This window comes from Mycobacterium shinjukuense (genome assembly GCF_010730055.1).
GTDB classification, from domain to species: domain Bacteria; phylum Actinomycetota; class Actinomycetes; order Mycobacteriales; family Mycobacteriaceae; genus Mycobacterium; species Mycobacterium shinjukuense.
In genome coordinates this window covers 1193250-1216424 of sequence record NZ_AP022575.1, presented here as the reverse complement: position 1 = coordinate 1216424, position 23175 = coordinate 1193250, and the positions used below count along the sequence as shown (strand labels likewise).

At 68.3% G+C, this 23175-nt stretch carries 17 protein-coding genes; 9 read left to right on the top strand and 8 right to left on the bottom strand.

The annotated features are described in order from the left end of the window. The first annotated feature begins 62 nt into the window (after nt 1–62). Complete coding sequence (locus tag G6N20_RS05290) at nt 63–1607, top strand: hypothetical protein (protein WP_083046915.1); 1545 nt, start codon at nt 63–65, stop codon at nt 1605–1607. Here the strand turns inward: G6N20_RS05290 and G6N20_RS05285 are convergent. From G6N20_RS05285 to gcvT, 3 genes are all read right to left on the bottom strand, one after another. Further along, nucleotides 1533–2639 (bottom strand): branched-chain amino acid aminotransferase, encoded by a 1107-nt coding sequence (locus G6N20_RS05285; RefSeq protein WP_083046842.1) that lies wholly within the window; start codon nt 2637–2639, stop codon nt 1533–1535. The two genes, G6N20_RS05290 and G6N20_RS05285, sit on opposite strands and share 75 nt — an antisense overlap. 110 nt (nt 2640–2749) lie before the next feature. Beyond that, entirely contained in the window at nt 2750–3916 is a 1167-nt protein-coding gene (gene ltrA, locus G6N20_RS05280) for a group II intron reverse transcriptase/maturase (RefSeq protein WP_197745493.1), read from the bottom strand. Nucleotides 3917–4681: 765 nt separating this feature from the next. Next, nucleotides 4682–5785, bottom strand: coding sequence for a glycine cleavage system aminomethyltransferase GcvT (gene gcvT, locus G6N20_RS05275; protein WP_083046577.1), 1104 nt, complete (start codon nt 5783–5785; stop codon nt 4682–4684). A 44-nt stretch (nt 5786–5829) separates the two neighbouring features. On the opposite strand from gcvT, the gene G6N20_RS05270 reads away from it, so the two are divergent. Continuing rightward, entirely contained in the window at nt 5830–6930 is a 1101-nt protein-coding gene (locus G6N20_RS05270; RefSeq protein ID WP_083046576.1) for an adenylate/guanylate cyclase domain-containing protein, read from the top strand. 11 nt (nt 6931–6941) lie between these two features. After that, on the top strand, nt 6942–8489 hold the full coding sequence (locus G6N20_RS05265) for a leucyl aminopeptidase (protein ID WP_083046575.1): 1548 nt from the start codon (nt 6942–6944) through the stop codon (nt 8487–8489). A gap of 3 nt (nt 8490–8492) precedes the next feature. Here G6N20_RS05265 and G6N20_RS05260 read toward each other — a convergent pair whose 3' ends face one another. Further along, nucleotides 8493–10274: an SDR family oxidoreductase gene (locus G6N20_RS05260; RefSeq protein ID WP_083046574.1), complete on the bottom strand. Its 1782-nt coding sequence runs from the start codon at nt 10272–10274 to the stop codon at nt 8493–8495. A gap of 154 nt (nt 10275–10428) precedes the next feature. Between G6N20_RS05260 and sucB the strand changes: the two genes are divergently transcribed. The 5 genes from sucB (at nt 10429) to G6N20_RS05235 (ending at nt 15621) form a co-directional block, all read left to right on the top strand. Further along, nucleotides 10429–12159: a 2-oxoglutarate dehydrogenase, E2 component, dihydrolipoamide succinyltransferase gene (gene sucB, locus G6N20_RS05255; protein WP_083046573.1), complete on the top strand. Its 1731-nt coding sequence runs from the start codon at nt 10429–10431 to the stop codon at nt 12157–12159. A gap of 4 nt (nt 12160–12163) precedes the next feature. After that, a complete protein-coding gene (locus G6N20_RS05250; protein WP_083046572.1) occupies nt 12164–13075 on the top strand; it encodes a TIGR01777 family oxidoreductase in 912 nt (303 codons plus the stop codon). Between the two features lie 81 nt (nt 13076–13156). Beyond that, complete coding sequence (gene lipB / locus G6N20_RS05245; protein ID WP_083046571.1) at nt 13157–13909, top strand: lipoyl(octanoyl) transferase LipB; 753 nt, start codon at nt 13157–13159, stop codon at nt 13907–13909. Then, nucleotides 13906–14841: a lipoyl synthase gene (gene lipA / locus G6N20_RS05240; protein ID WP_083046570.1), complete on the top strand. Its 936-nt coding sequence runs from the start codon at nt 13906–13908 to the stop codon at nt 14839–14841. The genes lipB and lipA overlap by 4 nt, the downstream gene beginning before the upstream one ends. 27 nt (nt 14842–14868) lie before the next feature. Next, on the top strand, nt 14869–15621 hold the full coding sequence (locus G6N20_RS05235) for a DUF4191 domain-containing protein (RefSeq protein ID WP_083046569.1): 753 nt from the start codon (nt 14869–14871) through the stop codon (nt 15619–15621). Between the two features lie 12 nt (nt 15622–15633). Here the strand turns inward: G6N20_RS05235 and G6N20_RS05230 are convergent, their stop codons facing one another. Then, a complete protein-coding gene (locus G6N20_RS05230) occupies nt 15634–16056 on the bottom strand; it encodes an RDD family protein (protein WP_083046568.1) in 423 nt (140 codons plus the stop codon). 227 nt (nt 16057–16283) lie between these two features. Here G6N20_RS05230 and glnA point away from each other — a divergent pair, with 227 nt between their 5' ends. Next, nucleotides 16284–17720 (top strand): type I glutamate--ammonia ligase, encoded by a 1437-nt coding sequence (glnA, locus tag G6N20_RS05225; protein WP_083046567.1) that lies wholly within the window; start codon nt 16284–16286, stop codon nt 17718–17720. Between the two features lie 72 nt (nt 17721–17792). Here glnA and G6N20_RS05220 read toward each other — a convergent pair whose 3' ends face one another. From G6N20_RS05220 to G6N20_RS05210, 3 genes are all read right to left on the bottom strand, one after another. Beyond that, nucleotides 17793–18650, bottom strand: coding sequence for a TIGR03619 family F420-dependent LLM class oxidoreductase (locus G6N20_RS05220; RefSeq protein WP_083046566.1), 858 nt, complete (start codon nt 18648–18650; stop codon nt 17793–17795). 64 nt (nt 18651–18714) lie between these two features. Next, nucleotides 18715–21699 carry a bifunctional [glutamine synthetase] adenylyltransferase/[glutamine synthetase]-adenylyl-L-tyrosine phosphorylase gene (locus G6N20_RS05215; protein ID WP_083046565.1) on the bottom strand — a complete coding sequence of 995 codons (2985 nt, stop codon included), beginning with the start codon at nt 21697–21699 and terminating at the stop codon, nt 18715–18717. A gap of 35 nt (nt 21700–21734) precedes the next feature. Continuing rightward, on the bottom strand, nt 21735–23075 hold the full coding sequence (locus G6N20_RS05210; protein WP_083046564.1) for a glutamine synthetase family protein: 1341 nt from the start codon (nt 23073–23075) through the stop codon (nt 21735–21737). Between the last annotated feature and the right edge of the window lie 100 nt (nt 23076–23175).

Sequence of the window (23175 nt, the reverse complement as noted above, 5' to 3'; positions counted from 1 at the left end):
TCGACGTTTGATGTCCGATTGGGGGATGGTTGTGGCCGCACAACACCGATAGCGTCTTCGCCATGCCCGCATCATGGCTGGTCAGGCAGGTATCCGCCGGCTCTGGCCCGCGCAACCCGTTTGGGCGGCTGGTTACCCAGGGGAGCTTCTACACCGCCGGGATGCAGCTGGGCAGCGGTGCCGTGGTGCTGCCGGTCATCTGCGCACATCAGGGCCTCAGCTGGGTGGCTGGGCTGTTGTTCCCGGCGTTCAGCATCGGCGCGATTCTCGGAAATTCGGTGTCACCGCTGGTGCTGCAGCGCGCCGGCCGGCTCCGGCACCTGCTCTTATCGGTGTTGACGGCGGCGGCGGCGGCCTTGGTTCTGCTGAACGCCGCGGTTCCCTGGAGTGGCGCGGTCGTCGCGGCGGTTTTCCTGGTGACGGCATCGGTCAGTGGCGCGCTGAGCGGGGTGTCCGGTGTCGCGTACACCGACATGATCTCCAGCAAGCTGTCCGCGTTGCGGCGGGGCGAGCTGCTGCTGACCCAGGGGGCCATTGGGTCGGTGTTGGCCACCGCCGTCACGCTGGTCATCGTGCCGATGCTGGCCCGTGGCGACGATATGGCGCGTTACCACGACCTGCTCCGGCTGGGCGCCGCCGGCCTGGGTTGCGCCGCCGTCGCGGCGCTGTTCGTTGGCCCGATGCGGCAGGCGTCGCCCACCGCCGCCCGCAGGCCGCTGCGAGACGTTTACCGTCAAGGCGTCGCGATAGCCCGCACGCAGCCGTGGTTTCGCCGGTATGTGATCACCTACCTGTTGTTCGCTCCGATCACCCTGGGCACCACGTTTTACAGCCTGCGCGCCGCGCAGACGAGCGGCAGCCTGCATGTGCTGGTGGTGCTGTCCAGCATCGGCTTGGTGGTCGGCTCGCAGGTGTGGCGGCAGGTGTACCGGGTGTTCGGCGTGCGCGGCATGCTGCTGGGCAGCGCGCTGCTCAGCATGGCCTCCGCGCTGCTGTGCATCGTGGCCGAGTGCTGCGGTCAATGGCACCACATGTGGGCCTACGGCACGGCGTTCCTGCTGGCGACGGTTGCCGCGCAAACGGTGGTTGCCGCGTCGATATCGTGGATCAGCGTGTTCGCCGCCGAGCGGCATCGCGCGACGCTGATCTGCTTCGGGTCGACGTTGGTCGCCGTCGAATCCACGGTGCTGGGAGCCGTACTCGGCGAGATCGCGCAGAAGCACACGACGATCTGGCCGGCTGTCGTCGTACTCACCCTGGCCGTCGTTGCCGCCGCCGCGGCTTGGCACGCACCGGCCCGAGGCGAGGTGCCGGCGCGCACCAGTCCGCCGGCCGCTATCGGGCAACCGCGTCATCCAAGCCGATCCCGGGTCGGCGAACACCGCATAGCCGGCTTCGCCGGCGTCGGGCATCGCGCTCACCGCAAGAACTTCCGCCGGGCATGCCAATGCCGCCGGCCCACGCCCTGCCCCACCGGGCCATGCTGCCGCTCAACCGCCCGCCGTCCAGACCCCGGCAAGCGCATCAGCGCGCTAGCCCAGCCGCGACATCCAGCCGTGGGTGTCAGCGAACGTTCCGTGCTGGATCCCGGTGAGCGTGTCGCGTAAGGCCATCGTCACTTCACCGGGTTGACCGTCGGCGATGGTGAACTCGCTGTCGCCGTACTTCACCCGTGCGACCGGGGTGATGACGGCGGCGGTGCCGCAGGCGAACACCTCGGTGATCTCGCCGGCGGCGGCTTTCTTCTGCCACTCGGCGAGGTCGATCTTGCGCTCCTCGACCGCGAACCCGGCGTCACTGGCCAACTGCAGCAAGGAATCCCGGGTGATACCGGGCAGCAGTGAGCCGGACAGCTCCGGGGTGACCAGGCGCGCCGAGCCGCCACTGCCGAGCACGAAGAAGATGTTCATGCCGCCCATCTCTTCGACGTAGCGGCGTTCGACGGCGTCCAGCCACACCACCTGATCGCAACCGTTCTGGGCGGCCTCGGCCTGCGCCAGTAGCGAGGCGGCGTAGTTGCCGCCGAACTTAGCCGCACCGGTGCCGCCCGGGCAGGCCCGCACATACTCGGTCGACACCCAGACGCTGACCGGCGTGATGCCGCCCTTGAAGTACGCACCGGCCGGCGAGGCGATCAACAGGTAGCGGTACTCCTTGGCCGGGCGCACCCCAAGACCGGGCTCGGTGGCGAAGATGAACGGCCGCAAATACAACGCCTCTTCACCGCCGGCGCGCGGCACCCAGGCGTTGTCGACGGCGATCAGCTGGCGCAGGGATTCGATGAACAGCTCGCTGGGCATTTCGGGAATGGCCAGCCGCCGAGCCGACGAGCGTAACCTGGCGGCGTTGGCCTCGGCGCGAAACGACACGATCGACCCGTCCGCCCAGCGGTAAGCCTTGAGCCCCTCAAACACCTGTTGGGCGTAGTGCAGCACGATCGCGGACGGATCCAGCTCGATCGGGCCGTAGCCGATGACCCGCGCGTGGTGCCAACCGGTGCCATCGGCGTAGTCGATCGACACCATGTGGTCGGTGTGGTATTTGCCGAAGCCAGGGTCGGCCAAGATGGCCGCACGCTCGGCCTCGGTCGCCGGGTGCTCCGCGCGGGAAACCGTGAACTCGAGGCAGCCGCTGGCCATTGGTAGTCAGGGGCGCGGTGTCCGCAAAGCGGATCCGTTTCCCCATCCCCCTTTCAATCCGTGCGTGCGGTTTTCCCGCACACGGCTTACCGATGATCTTCTGAACATGGTTACGCTGCCTTCGGGTAGCGGATGGTGCCACGCAAGCGGTGCAGGCCGTGCCCGTTGAACCACGCTTCGGTCCACTGATCGGCTTGTCCAGCACACAGATTGCGGCCCCGCTTCTTGACCATCAAGCGGAACAGCCGCCGCACCACGTACCGGTCGATCTGGCCGAATTTCTGGGCGGCGTTGCCGGTGCGAAAGTAGTTACCCCAGCCGCGCAGGATCGGATTCAATTCCGCAATCACGTCACGGATATCCAGCCCAACCCGATTGCGGCCGGTGCGATCACCCACCTTGGCCCGTAATCGGACCATCGCGCGCTGCGAGGGCCAGCGCTGCAGGTAGTAGCGCACAATACGGCGCTGCTCCCACAGCCGTCCCGACATGCGAGCCCGGAAGTGACAGCCCAGAAAATCCAGACCGTCGCGACCCTCCCTCAGATCGACCACCTTCGTCTTATCCGGATGCAGCCGCAACCCCAACGACGCCAGGATTTCCCCGACCGCCGCCAAGGCGTGCTCGGCTTGCGCCGCGCTGCGGCACAACACCACCCCGTCATCGGCGTAGCGCACCAACTCACCCACCCCACGGGCGGCCAGTTCGGTGTCGAGCAGATGCAGATAGATGTTGGCCAACAGCGGCGAGATCACCCCGCCCTGCGGTGTGCCCGCGACCGTCCGCTGGATCACCCCTTCGACCATCACTCCTGCCTGCAGCCACAAGCGCAGCAGTTTGAGCACCCGCCGATCCGAGACCCGCCTACCCACCTCAGCAAGTAGACGCTCATGGTCGATCTCGCCGAAGAAATTAGCGATATCGAACTCGACCACGAACTGGTAACCCTCGATGAACCCGGTCCGCAAGCGTTCCTTGGCCATCGTCGCCGACCTCCTCGGCCGAAACCCATACGAGCACGACAAAAAATCCGCCTCGAAAATCGGTTCCAACACAATCTTGGCCGCCGCCTGGACCACCCGGTCTCGCACCGTGGGAATCCCCAACGGCCGCAAACCACCCTGTGGTTTCGGGATCTCCACCCGACGCGCCGGCGCCGGACGGTAACGACCCGTGCGAAGGTCACAGCGCAACTCACGCAACATGCGGTCCACGCCGTAGTCCTCCACCGCAACCAGGGTGATCCGATCCACCCCGGCGCCTTTGTTGTTGCGCACCCGTTCCCACGCCTCCCACAGGACGTCACCCTGTAGATACGGTCATATAGGGCATGGAAACGCCGACCCTCAGACTGCTTGGCCGCAGCCCATAGCGCCCGTTGCAGTTGTCGCACTTTCACCGGCGAGACCACCAACGGCTCCTCGTCGGCTACGGCAAGCGATGGCTTGCCGGGGGAATTGGACCGAGCAAACCCGGTCATGCCCTTGCGCTTACCCGCTCCGCGCGCGTGATCAAAGCAGGGGCCCTTCCCTCCCGACGTGTCTCTCACGCCGATCAGCGGTACTACGACCCCCTCGGACTCCCGCTGCTCTCCAAGGGATTTCACCATCGGCTTATACCCCTGGTCTTTGCCCGACGCAGGCTGAGCAGACGGGCCTCTCCTGTTCCCGACTGAACTGTGTGCACGTGCCGCCCCGTACCCGGAAGGACCCGCCGAGCTAACCCCGGACCAGGGCTCGACGAACATAGGCCTTCGCCGTGACATGAGCGGCTCGGCTCCTCCGTTGTAAATCTGACGAGGCTGCAGGACTCGCACCTAACGGCACTACGGCCCGCGCACTTGCTCCCTCCAAAGAGGCTCTTGACACCCCGCTTAGCCCGCCGCCTCTCAACGACGAACCGGGGCCTGCTACCCGGCGCTCCGGTGCCTACCGGGACGGGACTCACACCCGCTAGTTCAGTCCAACTTGCAGGACGCAACATGGGCCGATTCTATCGGTGTGCGAACCGGATTTTGCTACCGCAGCCACCCGGCTGTCCTGCTAGCGGGTTTTCACCTCAACAAACGGGGGACGCACCACGTCGCAGTCGACCGCGCGGCCGCGCACGTCGACGGTGACGTGCTGTCCGTCCTGCACACCGGCATCGGTGTCGATCAGCGCCAGCGCGATGCCGCGCTGCAACGTCGGCGAGAACGTGCCCGAGGTGGTGACCCCGACGGCACGGTCCCCGTCCAGCACCGTGAGCCCAGGCCGCAACACACCCCGGCCGACCGTACGCAGCCCCCGCAGCAGTCGCCGTGGCCCCACCTCCTTCTCCGCGAGCAGCGCGTTGCGGCCGAAGAACGCATCCTTCTGCCAGCCGATCGCCCAGCCGCATCGGGCCTGCAGCGGGGAGATGTCCAGCGAAAGCTCGTGCCCGTGCAACGGGTAGCCCATCTCGGTGCGCAGCGTGTCGCGAGCACCCAGGCCGGCGGGCTCGCCGCCGGCCTGAAACACCGCCGCCACCAGCGCGTCGAACACCGCCGGGGCCGACTCCCAGGGGGGCAGCAGTTCGTACCCGTACTCGCCGGTGTAGCCGGTGCGGCAAACACGCACCGGAACCCCCGAGCACACCGAATCGGCGTAGCCCATGTAATCCATGTCGGTGGGCAGTCCCAGTGCGGCAAGCACCCGGTTGGATCGCGGCCCCTGCACCGCCAGCACCGCATAGTCGCGGTGCAGGTTGGTGATCGTCACCTCAGCCGGCGCGGCGGCCCGCAGCGCGTCGACCACGGCGGCGGTGTTGGCGGCGTTGGGCACCAGAAAAATCTCGTCGTCAGCGACGTAGTAGGCGATCAAGTCGTCGATGACACCGCCGGATTCGGTGCAGCACAACGTGTATTGCGCCTTGCCCGGTCCGATGCGACGCAGGTCGTTGGTGAGCGCGGAGTTGACGAACCGGGCCGCGCCGGGTCCCCGAACCAGCGCTTTGCCCAGGTGGCTGACGTCGAACAGGCCGACGGCGTTGCGGGTGGCGTTGTGTTCGCTGACGGTTCCGGCATACGACACGGGCATCAACCAGCCGCCGAACTCCGCGAAACTCGCGCCCAGCGCACGGTGGCGGTCTTCCAACGGTCCATGCTGCAATTCCGGCGCATCGGTCACGGCGTCCCACCCTAGTCAGCACGGCTGCTGGCACACTGGGGCAGGTGTCCGATTCCCTCGACTTCGACGCCCTGGCGGCTGCCGGGATCGCCAATCCGCGTGACCGGGCCGACCTGATCAAGTATCTGGACGAGCTTGGCTTCACGGTTGACGAGATGGTTGAAGCCGAGCGCCGCGGCCGGCTCTTCGGGCTGGCCGGTGACGTCTTGCAGTGGTCGGGACGCCCGATCTACACCCTGGTGACCGCGGCCGAACGGCTCGGGTTGTCCGCCGACGAAGTGGCACACGCCTGGGCGCTGCTGGGCCTGACCGTCGCCGGCCCGGATGTTCCCGCGCTGAGCCAGGCCGACGTCGACGCCCTGCAGACGTGGGTCGCGCTCAAGGCGGTGGTGGGTGAGGACGGCGCGTATGGCCTGTTGCGGGTGCTCGGCGCCGCCATGGCCCGACTTGCCGAGGCCGAGTCAACCATCATCCGCGCCGGGATGCCGGACATCCAGATGACCCATACCCACGATGAGCTCGCCACGGCGCAGGCCTACCGCGCGGCCGCCGAGTTCGTCCCGCGGATGGGGGCACTGATCGACACCGTCCACCGCCACCATCTGACCAGCGCCCGCACCTATTTTGAGGATGTCATCCAAGACACCTCGGCGAGCGTGACGTGCGGTGTCGGTTTCGCCGATCTGTCCGGATTCACCGCGTTGACCCAGACGCTCACGCCCGCACAGCTGTCGGAGTTGCTCAACGAGTTCGGCGCCACCGTGACAGATGTGGTGCACACCGACGGCGGCAGGGTGGTGAAGTTCATCGGCGATGCGGTGATGTGGGTAAGTCCGCAGCCCGAGCGGCTGGTGCAGGCCGCCGTGGATCTTGTCGGCCACCCCAAGGCGCGTGCGGCTCACCTGCAGGTCCGCGCCGGTCTTGCCTACGGCACGGTGCTGGCCATCAACGGGGACTACTTCGGCAACCCGGTAAACCTGGCCGCCCGACTGGTGGCGGTCGCGGCGCCGGGGCAGATCCTGGCCGCACCGGCCCTGCGGGACAAGCTGCCGGGCTGGCCCGCGATCGCCCGTGACCCGTTGACGCTGAAGGGTTTTGACGACCCGGTGACCGCCTTCGAATTGCGCGCATCGTCGCCCGACTAGGGTGGTTGGCCGTGGCCACCGCATTGGGTTACCAATCCCCCGCTGTCAACATCGCCACATCGCTGCCGAAACGCGGTGTGAGTTCTTCGGTATTGCTGGTGCCGGTCGTTTCGACCGGCGAAGAAGATCAGCCGGGCGCGGCCGTTGTGTCGGCCGAGCCGTTCCTGTCCGCGGACTCGGTGGCCGACATCGAGGCCGGTCTGCGGGCGCTGGAGGCCACCGGCGCCAGTGAGCAGGTGCACCGGCTGGTGGTGTCGTCGCTGCCGGTGGCCAGCGTGCTGACGGTTGGCCTGGGCAAACCCCGGCAGCAATGGCCGACCGATGCGATCCGGCGGGCCGCCGGTGTGGCGGCCCGGGCCCTTGGCAGTTCCGGTGCGGTGATCACCACGCTGGCCGAGCTGCCCGGCGACGGCTGCTGCTCGGCCGTCGTCGAGGGGCTCATCCTGGGCAGCTACCGGTTCAGCGCCTTCCGCAGCGCCAAGACCGCGCCCAAAGACGCCGGGCTGCGCAAGATCACCGTGCTATCCACCGCGCGAGACGCCAAGCCGCAGGGCGCGCACGCCGTGGCCGTCGCGACCGCGGTCGGCACCGCCCGCGACCTGGTCAACACCCCGCCCAGCCATTTGTTTCCCGCCGAATTCGCTAGGCGTGCACGAGAATTGGGAGAATCCGCGGGTCTGGAGGTGGAGCTGCTCGACGACAAGGCGCTGCGCAGGGCCGGCTACGGCGGGGTGATCGGTGTCGGCCAGGGCTCGTCGCGACCGCCGCGGCTGGTGCGGTTGACCCATCGGGGATCGCAGCTGGCCAAGAACCCGAAGCTAGCCAAGAGGGTGGCCCTGGTCGGCAAGGGCATCACCTTCGACACCGGCGGGATCTCGATCAAACCCGCCGCATCCATGCACCACATGACCTCGGACATGGGCGGGGCCGCCGCGGTGATCGCGACCATCACGCTGGCCGCCCGGCAGCGGCTGCCGATCGACGTGATCGCCACCGTGCCGATGGCCGAGAACATGCCGTCGGCCACGGCGCAACGCCCCGGGGACGTGCTGACCCAGTACGGCGGGACCACGGTCGAGGTGCTCAACACCGACGCGGAGGGCCGGCTCATCCTGGCCGACGCCATCGTTCGCGCCTGCGAGGACAACCCGGACTACCTGATCGAAACGTCCACCCTGACCGGCGCGCAAACGGTGGCACTGGGTGCCCGCATCCCCGGCGTCATGGGCAGCGACGAGTTCCGTGACCGGGTCGCCGCGATCTCGCAGCGGGTGGGCGAGAACGGTTGGCCGATGCCGCTGCCCGACGAACTCAAGGACGACCTGAAGTCCACGGTGGCCGACCTGGCCAATGTCAGTGGGCAACGGTTCGCCGGCATGCTGGTGGCCGGGGTGTTCCTGCGGGAATTCGTTTCCGATTCGGTGGATTGGGCGCACATCGACGTGGCCGGCCCGGCCTACAACACCGGCAACGCGTGGGGCTACACGCCCAAGGGGGCCACCGGTGTGCCGACCCGGACCATGTTTGCGGTGCTCGAGGACATCGCCGACAACGGGTAGCGGTCAGATGACCCGCAGGCGCGCGGTGCTGCGCAGCGCCTGCGGCAGCACCCGCGAAAGGCCGTAGAGCGCATAGGCTTCGGGCGCGACCGGCCGGATCGGCTTGTTCTTCTTGACCGCGGACACGATGGCGTTGGCGACCTTGTCCGGACCGTAGCGGCGCAGCGCGAACATCGTGTCGATCCGCCCCTGCCGGTCGGACACGCGCTCGCCGTCGCCGGCCGGCGCGTCGAACCGGGTGGCCCGGACGATGTTGGTGTTGATGACGCCGGGGCAGATGGTGGTCAAACCGACACCGGCGGCGTCGAGTTCGGCCCGCAGGCAGTCGGAGAACATGTTGGTCGCCGCCTTGGAGGTGCAGTAGGCGCTCAACGACTGGTTCGGGGCATAGGCGGCCATCGACGACACGTTGACGATGTGGCCGCCGGTGCCGCGCTCGACCAGGCGCCGGCCAAACGCCCGGCAGCCGTTGACCACGCCACCGAGGTTGACGGCCAGCACCCGGTCGAACTGTTCGGCCGGGGTGTCCAGGAAGCCCCCCGCCTGCCCGATACCGGCGTTGTTGACCACGATGTCGGGCACGCCGTGCTCGGCGCTGACCCGCTCGGCGAAGGCCTCGACCGCGTCGGCGTCGGACACGTCGACCACGTAGGCGTGCGCGACGCCGCCGCGCGCGGCGATTTCAGCGGCCGTCTCCTTGACGGTGGCCTCGTCGACGTCGCTGACCACCACCTCGGCGCCCTCCCGGGCGAAGGCGAGCGCGGTCTCCCGACCGATCCCGCTGCCGGCCCCGGTGACCGAGACCAAGGTGTCGCCGAAGCTCGCGCGCGCACGCCCGACCTGCGCGCGCAGCAGCGCGCGGCTGGGTGGTTTGCCTTCGACCAGGTCGGCGAGGTCAGCCACCGCGGCCGCCATCACCTGCGGGTGCGACATCGGCGAGAAGTGACCGGCTTTGATGTCGCGCCGCCACAGCCGTGGCACAAAGCGGGCCGTTTCGTCGTACCCGTGGGGCCGCACGTACGGATCGTTCGTGTTGACGATCAGCTGCACCGGAACGTCCACGACCGGAATGGCACGGGCGCGGCGGCTACCGGAAAACGCGCGAAAGTAGTTGGCGGGGTAGGTTTTCACCGAGCGAGCCGCGTCGCGGGCCAGCGTGGCGGAGTGGTGGATACGGTCGGCGGGGATGTTGTCGACCATATTGCGCCGGATGGCCGCGCTCGACAACGCCACCCGAAGCAGCAGCGGCGCCAGCACGGGCACCGAAAACAGCGCCATGTAGCTTAGGCGCAGCAACTGGCTCAGCGCCCGAAAGAAGGTCCGCGGGCGCCAGGGCCGGCGCAGACCGCCCACCAGGTAGCTGACCAGATGGTCCTGGCTGGGACCGGACACCGAGGTGAACGAGGCGACCCGATCCCGCGACCCCGGCCTGCCCAGGTACTCCCAGACGCCCACCGAACCCCAGTCGTGGGCCAGCACGTGCACCGGCTGGCCCGGGCTCAGCGCGGCGACGACCGCGGCGAAGTCGTCGGCGAAACGGGCCATGGTGTAGCCGGCCACGGGTTTGGGCGCCGACGACAACCCCACCCCGCGGTTGTCGTAACGGATGATGCGGAACCGCTTTGCCAGCAGCGGAACAACCCCGTCCCACAGCACGTGCGAGTCCGGGAAGCCATGCACCAGCACGGCCGTGGGACCCTGGGGGTTGCCGTCCTCGTACACCGCGATGCGGACCCCGTCCGCGCTGTCCACGAATCGTTGGGGGGCCTGTGAAATTGCTGGCATCGGACCTCCGTAACAAGGATGTTCGACGCGCCGCGCGGTCGAAGTCCCCTGGCTGTGTGCCTCATCCGGCACAGTGACAGGATAGTTTCGACATCCAGTTGGGTTTCCTACCCAGGTCGACCTGCGACCGACGACGATCGAGGAGTCAACAGCAATGGCGTTCTCAGTCCAGATGCCGGCACTTGGTGAGAGCGTTACCGAAGGGACGGTCACCCGTTGGCTCAAGCAAGAGGGCGACACGGTCGAACTGGACGAGCCGATCGTCGAGGTGTCCACCGACAAGGTCGACACCGAAATCCCGGCACCGGCCGCTGGTGTGCTGACCAAGATCATCGCCCAGGAGGACGACACCGTCGAGGTGGGCGGTGAACTGGCCATCATCGGCGGCCCCGACGAAGCCGCCGCGGAGGAAGAAGCGCCGCCCACACCCCGGCCCACGGTCGAGGCGGCACCCGCGGCCCAACCGCAACCGGAGGCCCGGCCCGAACCTGAACCCGAAGCGGCGCCGGCCCAGGCGGCCCCGCCGGCCCGCGGCGACGCGCGGCCGGTGCTGATGCCCGAACTCGGCGAATCGGTGACCGAGGGCACGGTGACCCGCTGGCTGAAGAAGGTCGGCGATTCGGTTCAGGTCGACGAGCCGCTGGTGGAGGTGTCCACCGACAAGGTCGACACCGAGATCCCATCGCCGGTGGCCGGCGTCCTCGTCAGCATCACCGCGCACGAGGACGACACCGTGCAGGTGGGCGGCGAGTTGGCGTGGATCGGAACCGCTGTGGGCAGCGTTATCGCGCCCGCGCCGGTTGCCGAGCCCGCGCTCGCGCCCGCGCCCGCGCCGGCGCCCGCGCCCGCGCCGGTTGCCGAGCCCGCGCCCGCGCCCGCGCCGGTTGCCGCGCCGGTACAGCCGCCACCGGTTGCCCGGCCGGAAGGCGGCGCCGAGGGTGCGCCGTATGTGACCCCGCTCGTGCGAAAACTGGCCGCCGAGAACAACATCGACCTCGCCACCGTGACCGGCACCGGCGTGGGCGGGCGGATCCGCAAGCAGGACGTGCTGGCCGCGGTTGAGCGGACAAAGGAAGCCGCCAAGGCACCCGCGGCCGCCCCGGCCGCACCCTCGGCGCCGGCGGCGAAAGCGGCGCCGGGGCCGGCACCAGCGCTGGCGCATCTGCGCGGCACCACACAGAAGGCCAGCCGCATCCGCCAGATCACCGCCAACAAGACCCGCGAATCCCTGCAAGCCACCGCCCAGCTCACCCAAACCCACGAAGTCGACATGACCAAGATCGTGGGGTTGCGCGCCCGGGCCAAGGCCGCGTTCGCCGAGCGTGAGGGGGTGAACCTGACGTACCTGCCGTTCATTGCCAAGGCGGTGATCGACGCCCTCAAGATTCATCCCAACATCAACGCCAGCTACAACGAGGACACCAAGGAGATCACCTACTACGACGCCGAACACCTCGGCTTCGCCGTCGACACCGAGCAGGGTCTGCTGTCCCCGGTCATTCACAATGCCGGCGACTTGTCACTGGCCGGCCTGGCCCGAGCGATCGCCGACATCGCTGCCCGCGCGCGCTCGGGCAACTTGAAGCCCGACGAGTTGTCCGGCGGCACCTTCACCATCACCAACATCGGCAGCCAGGGCGCCTTGTTCGACACCCCGATCCTGGTCCCGCCGCAGGCCGCCATGCTCGGCACCGGGGCCATTGTCAAACGACCGCGGGTGATCGTCGACAGCTTCGGCAACGAGTCGATCGGCATCCGTTCAATCTGCTATCTGCCGCTGACCTATGACCACCGGCTGATCGACGGCGCCGATGCCGGACGGTTCCTCACCACGATCAAGCACCGGCTCGAAGAGGCAGCGTTCGAGGCCGATCTGGGGCTGTGAGAACGTGGCCAAAGCCGTTGTCGCGATAGCGGGTTCGTCTGGCCTGATCGGCTCGGCGCTGACCGCGGCGCTGCGCGCAGCCGACCACCCGGTGCTTCGCATCGTGCGCCGGACGCCAGCGAATTCCGAAGAGCTGCACTGGAATCCGGAGAGCGGCGAGTTCGACGCCGACGCGCTCGCCGATGTCGACGTGGTGGTCAACCTGTGCGGGGTCAACATCGGTGCGCGCCGGTGGTCGGGGGCGTTCAAACAGAGCCTGCGCGACAGCCGGATCACCCCGACCGAGGTGCTGTCCGCCGCGGTCGCCGACGCCGGCGTGGGCACCCTGATCAACGCTAGCGCGGTGGGCTACTACGGAAACACCAGGGACCGGGTAGTCGACGAAAATGCCCCAGCGGGAACGGGTTTCTTGGCCCGGCTGTGTGTGGACTGGGAAGCCGCGACGCTGCCCGCCCAATACGCCGGCACCCGGGTGGTGCTGGCCCGCACCGGCCTGGTGCTGGCCCCGGCCGGCGGTGCGCTGCGGATGATGCGGCCGCTGTTCTCGGTGGGTCTGGGCGCCCGGCTGGGCAGCGGCCGGCAATACATGTCATGGATCAGCCTGGAGGATGAGGTGCGCGCGCTGCTGTTTGCCATCTCGCACCCCACGCTGTCCGGGCCGGTGAACATGACCGGGCCGGCGCCGGTCACCAACGCCGAGTTCACCACCGCATTCGGCCGCGCGCTCAACCGCCCGACCCCGTTGATGCTGCCCGGTTTCGCGGTGCGCGCCGCGCTTGGCGAATTCGCCGATGAAGGGCTGCTGATCGGCCAGCGCGTCATCCCCAGCGCGCTCGAGCAGGCCGGTTTTCGGTTCCACCACAACACGATTGGGGAGGCACTGAGCTACGCCATGGCGCGCCGTGACCCGGACTAGCAGGGACTAGCACCGCTGATCAGCGGGCCGGCCGCCGACTTCACCGCACCTGGCCCGCCGATCCCGGGTAGCCTCGTCGTTGTGACTGGCTCCATCCGGTCCAGCTCGGACGCGATCGACGTTCGCCAGCTCGGCACCGTCGACTACCGGGTCGCCTGGCAGCTGCAGCGCGACCTGGCCGACGCCCGGGTCGCGGGCGGCCCCGACACGCTGCTGCTGCTGGAGCACCCCGCGGTGTACACCGCCGGACGACGCACCCAGCCACACGAGCGGCCCGTCGACGGCACGCCCGGCATCGATGTCGTAGACACCGATCGTGGCGGCAAGATTACCTGGCACGGTCCGGGACAACTGGTCGGCTATCCGATCATCGGGCTGGCCGAACCGCTCGATGTGGTCGATTACGTTCGGCGCCTTGAGGAATCGCTGATCAAGGTGTGCGGCGATCTGGGTCTGGACGCGGTCCGGGTCGACGGGCGCTCCGGGGTGTGGCTACCGGGGCGCCCCGCTCGCAAGGTCGCCGCCATCGGCGTGCGGGTGTCGCGCGCGACGACACTGCACGGGTTTGCGCTCAACTGTGATTGCGACTTGGCCGCGTTTGCCACCATTGTGCCGTGCGGCATTACCGATGCGGGCGTGACGTCGTTGTCGGTCGAGCTTGGACACCGGGTCGGTGTCGACGAGGTTCGGTCGACGGTCGCCGACGCGGTTTGTGACGCCCTGGACGGCGTGCTGCCGGTCCGAGACCACGTGCCCGGCTCCTCAGCCCGCCGTTCCGGCGCGCATCGTCGTCAGGCGGGCCACATCGGCGCCCGCGTACCATCGGCGATGTGACTGTCACTCCGGACGGCCGCCGATTGTTGCGGCTGGAGGTGCGCAACGCCGCCACCCCGATCGAGCGCAAGCCGCCGTGGATCAAGACACGCGCCCGGATGGGACCGGAGTATGCCGCGCTGAAAAGCCTGGTCCGGCGCGAGGGCCTGCACACGGTCTGCGAGGAGGCCGGCTGCCCCAACATCTTCGAATGCTGGGAGGACCGGGAAGCCACCTTCCTGATCGGCGGTGACCAGTGCACCCGCCGGTGCGACTTCTGCCAGATCGACACCGGAAAGCCGGCCGCGCTGGACCGCGACGAGCCGCGACGGGTCGCCGAGAGTGTGCACGCGATGGGGCTGCGCTACGCCACCGTGACCGGTGTGGCCCGCGACGACCTGCCCGACGGCGGGGCCTGGCTGTATGCGGCCACGGTGCGTGCCATCAAAGAGCGCAACCCGCAGACCGGGGTGGAACTGCTGATCCCCGACTTCAACGGCGAGTCCCACCGGCTTGCGGAGGTCTTCGACTCCCGACCGGAAGTGTTGGCGCACAACGTGGAAACCGTGCCCCGCCTCTTCAAACGGATCCGGCCCGCGTTCAGCTACCGGCGCAGCCTGGACGTGCTGACCGCGGCGCGCGACGTCGGGCTGGTCACCAAGAGCAATCTCATCCTCGGCCTGGGCGAAAGCCCCGACGAGGTGCGCACCGCGCTGGCCGATCTGCGGGACGCCGGCTGCGACATCGTCACCATCACCCAGTACCTGCGCCCCTCGGCCCGCCACCACCCGGTCGAGCGCTGGGTCACACCGGACGAATTCAACGAGTTCGCACGCTTCGCGCAGGGGCTGGGCTTCGCCGGGGTGCTGGCCGGGCCGCTGGTGCGATCGTCATACCGGGCGGGCCGGCTCTACCGGCAGGCACTGGGCGCCGGACTCACCGCATCCGGTTGACCCGGTGGTTACGTATTCTTGATGACTATGGCCAAACCCCGAAACGCCGCGGAAAACAAGGCCGCCAAGGCCGCGGCAAAGGCCGCCCGCAAGGCCGCCGCTCGGCAGCGCCGCAGCCAGCTGTGGCAGGCGTTCACCATGCAGCGCAAGGAGGACCAGCGCCTGCTGCCGTACATGATCGGCGCCTTCCTGCTGATCGTGGGCGCGTCGGTGGCGGTCGGGGTGTGGGCCGGCGGCTTCACCATGTTCACGTTGATCCCGCTCGGGGTGCTGCTGGGCGCGCTGGTCGCGTTCATCATTTTCGGGCGCCGAGCCCAGCGAACGGTCTACCGCAAAGCCGAGGGTCAAACCGGCGCGGCGGCCTGGGCGCTGGAAAACCTGCGCGGCAAGTGGCGGGTGACCCCCGGCGTGGCGGCCACCGGCCACTTCGACGCCGTCCACCGGGTGATCGGCCGGCCCGGCGTCATCTTCGTCGGCGAGGGCTCGGCGGCCCGGGTCAAACCGCTGCTGGCCCAGGAAAAGAAACGCACCGCGCGGCTGGTCGGTAACGTGCCGATCTACGACGTCATCGTCGGGAACGGCGACGGAGAGGTTCCGCTGGCCAAGTTAGAGCGTCACCTGACCCGCCTGCCGGCCAACATCACCGTCAAGCAAATCGACACGCTGGAGTCGCGACTCGTCGCGCTGGGGTCGCGGACCGGCGCCGCGGTCCTGCCGAAGGGACCACTGCCCAGCACCGGCAGGATGCGCAACGTCGCGCGCACCGTGCGCCGCAAGTAGGCCGCGCCCGACTCAGCGCCGCACCACCGCCGTGCCGGTCAACCGGTCGTGTAACCCCCGCCCGTCCGCATCGGTGAACAACGGCGGAATCACCAACCCGATCAGCAGTCCTCGCGCGGCGAGCCGGCCCACCCCGACGGGCAGCCGGCCGTCCACCGACACCACCTGAAGGCCCAGCGTCAACTGCCCCGGGGTGAACCCGAACAGCCGCACGGCCAGCACGCCGAGGGCGAGCCAGACGAGCAGGATTCCCGTCGGCAGCATGGCCCGGGCGACCACGCCGACGCCGATCGCGAGCAATACCAGGCCGTAGGCGATCAGCCAGTCGATCAGCAGCGCCGCCAGCCGGCGACCCGTTGGGGCCAGTGAACCCGGCCCGGCCTGCGGCAAGCCGAGCGTCTGGCCCGGGTATCCGCCGGGCGATCGCGACGTCATCGACCCGGTCCGGTGAGCGGGGACCCCCGGTGCCGGTACGGCCCGCGCGCCCCGCGGAACGGACCAGATACGATCTTGCCGGCCATGGCTTCACAATAGGTCCCGGGGGCAGCCCGAGTTCTACCGTGGGCGCCGTGGTCAGTAACGTCTGCGCAACACGGGGTTGACTGGCGGGCAATATCGGCTCCATAGCGTCGGCCGCGGATTACCAAGTAAAGGAGCATTCTGTGACGGAAAAGACGCCCGACGACGTCTTCAAACTCGCCAAGGACGAGAAGGTCGAATACGTCGACGTCCGGTTCTGCGACCTCCCCGGAGTGATGCAGCATTTCACGATTCCGGCTTCGGCGTTCGACGAGAGCCTGTTCGAGAACGGCGTGGCCTTCGACGGCTCGTCGATTCGCGGCTTCCAGGCCATTCACGAGTCCGACATGCTGCTGCTGCCCGACCCGGAAACCGCGCGCATCGACCCGTTCCGCGAGGCCAAGACGCTCAACCTCAACTTCTTCGTGCACGACCCGTTCACCCTGGAGCCCTACTCGCGCGATCCGCGCAACATCGCCCGCAAGGCCGAGAGCTACCTGGCCAGCACCGGCATCGCCGACACCGCATATTTCGGCGCCGAGGCCGAGTTCTACATCTTCGACTCGGTCAGCTTCGACTCCCGCGTCAACGGCGCGTTCTACGAGGTGGACGCGATCTCGGGGTGGTGGAACACCGGCAACGCGACCGAGACCGACGGCAGCCCCAACCGCGGCTACAAGGTCCGCCCCAAGGGCGGCTATTTCCCGGTGGCGCCCAACGACCAGTACGTCGACCTGCGCGACAAGATGCTGACCAACCTGATCAACGCCGGCTTCATCTTGGAGAAGGGCCACCACGAGGTGGGTAGCGGCGGGCAGGCCGAGATCAACTATCGGTTCAACTCGCTGCTGCATGCCGCCGACGACATGCAGCTGTACAAGTACATCATCAAAAACACCGCGTGGCAGGCCGGCAAGACCGTGACGTTCATGCCCAAGCCACTCTTCGGCGACAACGGCTCCGGCATGCACACCCACCAGTCGTTGTGGAAGGACGGCAGCCCGCTGATGTACGACGAGACCGGGTATGCCGGTCTGTCGGACACCGCCCGGTACTACATCGGCGGCCTGCTGCACCACGCGCCGTCGCTGCTGGCGTTCACCAACCCGACGGTCAACTCCTATAAGCGGCTGGTTCCCGGCTACGAGGCCCCGATCAACCTGGTCTACAGTCAGCGGAATCGGAGCGCATGCGTCCGTATTCCAATCACCGGCAGCAACCCGAAGGCCAAGCGGCTGGAGTTCCGCAGCCCCGACTCCTCGGGCAACCCGTATCTGGCGTTCTCGGCCATGCTGATGGCCGGCCTGGACGGCATCAAGAACAAGATCGAGCCGCAGGCGCCGGTCGACAAGGACCTCTACGAGCTGCCGCCGGAAGAGGCCGCCAGCATCCCGCAGACCCCGACCCAACTGTCCGACGTGATCGATCGGCTCGAGGAAGACCACGAATACCTCACCGAGGGCGGCGTGTTCACGCCCGACCTGATCGAGACGTGGATCGCCTTCAAGCGGGAGAACGAGATCGAGCCGGTCAACATTCGCCCGCACCCCTACGAGTTCGCCCTCTACTTCGACGTGTAGGCCACCGACCGCGAGCAGACGCACAAGCCCCTACTTCGACCCCGAAATAGGGGCTTGTGCGTCCTGCTCGCGCTAGTCCAGCGCCAGCTCCTGGCGGAACCGCCGCATGCCGTCGATCTTTTCGGTCAGGCTGGCACCCGGCCCGGCGTAGAACATCCACGGCATGGTGATGACGCCGGTGATGCCACCATCTTCGGCCCGCCGATAGTCGGCCGCGGTGACGGCATCGGTGAGCGGCGTCAAAATGGTGAAATCGTCGAGTGGCAAACCATTTTCGCTGCGCAGTTGCCGCAGTCGGCCCGCCGCCTCGAGGGCGCGGTCGGTTTTGATCAGATCCCCGATCCAGCCGTCGTGGCGGGCGGCACGGCGCAACGCGGCCCCACTGAGCCCGCCGACGTAGATCGGTATCGGCGGTGGGGTCGGGCACATCTCCAGCCGCGGCGCCCGGTAGAACTGGCCGTCGAATTCGGTCCAGCCCGGCTTCCACAGCTCGCGCATCAGCTCGAGCATTTCGTCGGTGCGTTGGCCGCGACCCGCGAAGGGCTCGCCCATCAAGGTAAACTCCTCCTCGCACCAGCCCACCCCGATGCCCAGCTCCACTCGTCCGGACGCCAAAAGCGCTGCGGTGCCAATGGCTTTGGCGGCCGAGTAGGGATTGCGCATCGCCGGAATGTAGACCGTGGTGACGAACTTCAGCCGGGTGGTGAGCTGTGCAAGCGCGCCGACCAGCACCCAGGGATCGGGCCAGTCGGTGAACGGCTGCCACCGTCGCTGCCCGTCTTTGGTGTACGGGTACGGGGTGGCCAGCGTTTCCAGGTTGATGACATGATCCGGGATACCGATGCCGTGGTAGCCGAGTTCGTCGGCGGCCTTGGCGATCTCGACGATCTCCGCGGTGTTCAGAAAGGCGCTGCTGATATAGAACTTCATTCAGTTTCCCTGGCCCAGGCGGCGACTTCGAACGTCACGTCCAACTCCGACCAGCCTCCCCGGCTCAGCTTCCGAACACCTTGCGCACGACCGCTTTTGCGCGCCGCGTCACCCGCAGATAGTTGTCCAGGAACTCCCCGCCGTCGTCGTTGCGCCAGCCCGCGGCGACCGCGACCGCATTGAGCTGGCGTCCCGGTCCCGGCAGCTGATCGGTGGGCTTGCCGCGAACCAGCACCAGGGCGTTGCGGGCCCGGGTGGCGGTCAGCCAGGCCTGCCGCAACAGCGCCACCTCCTCGGCGGGGACCAGGCCAGCCGTGGCGATCACATCCAGGGACTCCAGCGTGGAGGTGTTGTGCAGGGCCGGGACCTGGTGGGCGTGCCGCAGCTGCAGCAACTGCACGGTCCATTCGATATCGGCCAGTCCCCCGCGCCCCAGCTTGGTGTGCGTGTTCGGGTCGGCGCCGCGCGGCAACCGCTCCGACTCGACGCGGGCCTTGATCCGGCGGATCTCGCGGACCGCCTCGGCTGACACGCCGTCAGGCGGATAGCGCGTCTTGTCGGCCATCAGCAGGAAGCGTTGGCCCAACTCCGCGTCCCCGGCGATCGCGTGCGCGCGCAGCAGCGCCTGGATCTCCCAGGGCCGCGCCCACTGGGTGTAGTAGGCCTCGTAGGAGGCCAGCGTGCGCACCAGCGGACCGTTGCGGCCCTCCGGACGCAGGTTGGCGTCGACCTCAAGCGGCGGGTCCACGCTGGGCGTCCCCAGCCCGGCACGGACCTGCTCGGCGATCGACGTCGACCACTTCACCGCCTGCGCGTCGGTGAAACCGTTGGCCGGCTCACAGACATACATGACGTCGGCATCCGACCCGTAGCCCAGTTCGGCCCCGCCCAGCCGTCCCATGCCGATCACCGCGATGGTCGCCGGGGCGCGGCCGTCCTCGGTCAGGTTGGCCCGGATCACCGCGTCCAGCGCGGCCTGCAGCACGGCCACCCACACCGAGGTGAGCGCGCGGCACACGTCGATGACGTCAAGCATGCCGAGCAGATCCGCCGAACCGATCCGGGCCAGCTCGCGACGCCGCAGGGAGCGCGCGGCCGCGATCGCCCGTGTCGGGTCGGGATGACGGCCCGCCGAGGCGATCAGCGCGCGAGCAACCGCGGCGGGCTCGGTCTCGAGCAGCTTGGGTCCGGACGGACCGTCGCCGTAGCTTTGGATCACCTCGGGGGCTCGCATCAGAAGATCCGGCACGTAGGTCGACGTGCCCAGAATGTGCATGAGCCGCTTGCCCACCGTGGGCTTGTCGCGCAACGTCGCCAGGTACCAACTCTGGGTGGCCAGCGCCTCACTGAGCCGCCGATAGGCCAGCAGCCCGCCGTCTGGGTCCGGGGCATACGACAGCCAGTCCAGCAGCCTGGGCAGCAGCACCGACTGCACCCGACCGCGCCGGCCGCTCTGATTGACCAGGGCCGACATGTGCTTCAACGCGGTCTGCGGGCCCTCGTAGCCCAGCGCCGCCAGCTGCCGCTCGGCGGCCTCCGAGGTCATGCCGCGGCCGGCGATTTCCAGGCCGGCCGGCCCGATCGACTCCAGCAGCGGCCGATAGAACAGCTTGGCGTGCAGCCGAGACACCCGCACGTTGTGGTGCTTGAGCTCCTCGCGCAGCACCCCCGCCGCGTCGTGCCGGCCGTCGGGGCGGATGTGCGCCGCCCGCGCCAGCCAGCGCATCGCCTCTTCGTCGTCGGCTTCGGGCAGCAGATGGGTGCGCTTGAGTCGCTGCAGCTGCAGTCGATGCTCGAGCAACCGCAGGAATTCGTAGGAGGCGATCATGTTCGCCGCGTCCTCGCGGCCGATGTAGCCGCCGGCACCCAACGCCGACAACGCATCCACCGTGGAGGCGACGTGCAGCGACTCGTCGCTGCGACCGTGCACCAGCTGCAGCAGCTGCGCGGTGAACTCCACGTCCCGCAATCCGCCACTGCCGAGTTTGAGCTCGCGGCCCCGGATTTCGGCGGGCACCAGCTGCTCCACCCGGCGCCGCATGGCCTGCACCTCGGCCACGAAGTCGTCCCGCTCACACGCCGTCCACACCATCGGCATCAACGCGTGCCGGTAGCGCTCGCCGAGTTCGGCGTCACCGGCCGCCGGGCGGGCCTTCAGCAACGCCTGGAACTCCCAGGTCTTGGCCCAACGCCGATAGTAGGCGGTGTGCGATTCGACGGTGCGGACCAGCTCCCCGCTGCGGCCCTCCGGGCGCAGCCCGGCATCCACAGCAAAAAACGTCGCCGACGCCAGCCGCATCATCTCGCCGGCCACCCGTGTGCTGACCGGGTCGGCGCGCTCGGCGACGAAGATGACGTCGACGTCGCTGACGTAGTTCAGTTCGCGGGCACCGCATTTGCCCATCGCGATCACCGCCAGCCGCGGCGGCGTGCGGTCGCCGCACACCTTCAGCTCGGCCAACCGCAACGCCGCCGCCAGCGCGGCGTCCGCGATGTCGGCCAGGTGGGCGGCCACCACGGTGAACGGCAGCACCGGTTCGTCCTCGACCGTCGCCGCCAGATCCAGTGCGGCCAGCACCAGCAGGTGGTGGCGGTACAGGGCGCGCAAGCGGTGCCCAACCAAGCCCGGCGCACCCGAGGCCTCCTCGACGCAGTCGTGAAACGCTTGGCGCATCCGGTCGGCCGACGGCAGTCCGATCTTGCCCCGCAACAGCTTCCAAGCCCGCGGGTGGGCGATCAGGTGATCGCCCAATGCCAGCGACGCACCCAGCACGGCGAACAACCGCCCGCGCAGGCTGCGGTCGGCCAGCAGCGCGTCGTTCAGCTCGTCCCAGTCACTGTCCGGGCTCTCGGACAACCGGACGAGCGCTCGAAGCGCCACGTCGGCATCCGGTGCGCGCGACAGCGCCCACAGCAGATCGATGTGTGCTCGGTCGTCGCGATCCCACCGCAGCTGCGCCAGGCGGGCGCCCGCGCGGGGGTCGACCAATCCGAGCCGGCCAACACTGGGCAGCCGCGGTCGCTGCGTCGCAGGCTTGGTCACGACCACGACGGTAGCGCACGACGCTGCCGCCCCGATGTGGGTTACAGCGACAGGTACGTCTTCAGTTCGTACGGCGTGACATGGCTGCGGTAGGTGGCCCATTCGGTGCGCTTGTTGCGCAGGAAGAAGTCAAAAACGTGCTCCCCCAAGGTCTCTGCGACCAGCTCGGATGCCTCCATCGCTTGCAGCGCGCTGTCCAGACTGGACGGCAACTCGCGGTAGCCCATCGCGCGACGCTCCTCGGGTGTCAGATCCCACACGTTGTCCTCGGCCTGCGGGCCCAGCACATAGCCCTTCTCCACGCCGCGCAGTCCGGCGGCCAGCAGCACCGCGAACGTCAGGTAGGGGTTGCACGCCGAGTCGGGGCTGCGAACCTCGATCCGCCGTGACGAGGTCTTGTGCGGCGTGTACATCGGAACCCGCACCAGCGCCGACCGGTTGGCCGCCCCCCACGAGGCGGCCGTGGGCGCCTCACCACCGTGCACCAGCCGCTTGTAGGAGTTGACCCACTGATTGGTCACGGCGCTGATCTCCGAGGCGTGCTCGAGGATGCCGGCGATGAACGACTTGCCCACATCCGAGAGCTGCAGCGGGTCGTCGTCGCTGTGGAAGGCGTTCACGTCGCCCTCGAACAGGCTCATGTGGGTGTGCATCGCCGAGCCGGGGTGCTGCCCGAACGGCTTGGGCATGAACGAGGCCCGCGCGCCCTCCTCCAGCGCGACTTCCTTGATGACGTAACGGAAGGTCATCACGTTGTCGGCCATCGACAGCGCGTCGGCGAAGCGCAGGTCGATCTCCTGCTGGCCGGGCGCGCCCTCATGGTGGCTGAACTCCACCGAGATGCCCATGAATTCCAGCGCCTCGATCGCGTGCCGGCGAAAGTTCAGGGCGGAATCGTGCACCGCTTGGTCGAAGTAGCCCGCGGTGTCGACCGGCACCGGCACCGAGCCGTCCTCCGGGCCGGGCTTGAGCAGAAAGAACTCGATTTCGGGATGCACGTAGCAGGAGAAGCCAAGCTCGTTGGCCTTGGTCAGCTGCCGGCGCAGCACGTGCCGGGGGTCGGCCCACGACGGCGAACCGTCCGGCATGGTGATGTCGCAGAAAATCCGTGCCGAGTGGTGGTGGCCGGAGCTGGTGGTCCAGGGCAGCACCTGAAAGGTCGACGGGTCGGGGTGGGCCACGGTGTCGGATTCCGAGACCCGCGCGAAACCCTCGATCGAGGATCCGTCGAAGCCGATGCCTTCCTCGAAGGCGCCTTCGAGCTCGGCTGGGGCGATCGCGACCGACTTGAGGAAACCGAGCACGTCTGTGAACCAGAGCCGGACGAAGCGGATGTCACGTTCTTCCAGGGTGCGGAGAACGAATTCCTTCTGTCGATCCATACCTCGAACACTATGCACGTTCTGTTAATTCCGTGTTACCGGTGCCCGGCCAGACACGTTGCGTGACCCGCCGCCAACGGGTGCCCGAGCTGACGATTTG